A 918-nucleotide genomic window follows, 5' to 3' on the forward strand; every position below is an offset into this window, starting at 1 on the left:
GAGCCGTATGATGGGAGACTATCACGTACGGTTCTGTGAGAGGTTTAGGGGTGTGATTCCCCTTTACCTACTCGACTTTCATTTACTTCTTTTTACAATATCATCGGATGTTCCAAACTCACCGTCTTGTCCTGCAGATGTTAAAGTATAGTTTAAAGAATCCGTTTGAGAGTATTTATATTTATTTTCCCAACTATCAGTCAGCCAACCATTCCAAATTGGTTTAGTTCTAACAAAGGATTCGTAGTCAGATGGATATTTTTTAACGTTGTAAAAATATGAATCCAACTGTTTCGCAATTTCAGTCATTTCGGACTGCGTATTATTTTCATTAAAGTAGTGGTCTGATACATATTCTCCACCTTTTGTAAAAGAAACCAAGGACAAATAGAAAATACCAGGGATAATAAAAATAACTACTACGAAGCTGAATATTAGATTTTTCACAGCTTTGCTTTTCCCTTCTTTTTTTTCTGTTTTCAGATAAATGTCAATTAGAGACCAAATCATTGTTCCTGTGAATAGATACGCCAAGGGAATAAAGGAAACTAATAGCCATAAAAACAGCGATAAGAAAATCATAAGAATTCCTTTCCAATAATCTCGAAGGTAGAGTTGTCCCGCTCCTGGAATAATAATTGAAAAAAGAAAAGGTAAAAGTGTTCTCATAGTTCAGTTTGTTTTTTGGTCTTTCAAGCTTATGCCTAACGGTCACTTGTAAGTTGTCGTTGCGGATTTCGGAGCTCGTTCCTGTCCGGGAGGACGGAACGATGTTGCGAGAATCCAGCGAACGACACACCACGAACCCCGCAATGCAATTTACAATTTGTTACCCACTGGCTGTGTGTCCTGCGTAACTCAAGGATGCAATTTAAGAAATAATGAGTTACATAACTGTAGATTAGATGAAGAAATATT

General features: G+C 36.9%; 1 protein-coding gene. It reads right to left on the reverse strand.

Features of this window, described 5'->3' with window-relative positions; translation table 11 throughout:
- Positions 1-78: 78 nt before the first annotated feature.
- On the reverse strand, positions 79-669 hold the full coding sequence (locus tag D1614_RS23670) for a type II secretion system protein GspG (RefSeq protein ID WP_119440466.1): 591 nt from the start codon (positions 667-669) through the stop codon (positions 79-81).
- Positions 670-918 lie beyond the last annotated feature (249 nt).

It is taken from the genome of Maribellus luteus (assembly GCF_003576475.1).
In the GTDB taxonomy this organism is placed as follows: Bacteria; Bacteroidota; Bacteroidia; order Bacteroidales; family Prolixibacteraceae; genus Draconibacterium; species Draconibacterium luteum.

Coding starts and splice junctions, on each gene's coding strand:
- D1614_RS23670 (WP_119440466.1), bottom strand. CDS start 669: ATGAGAACACTTTTACCTTTTCTTTTTTCAATTATTATTCCAGGAGCG.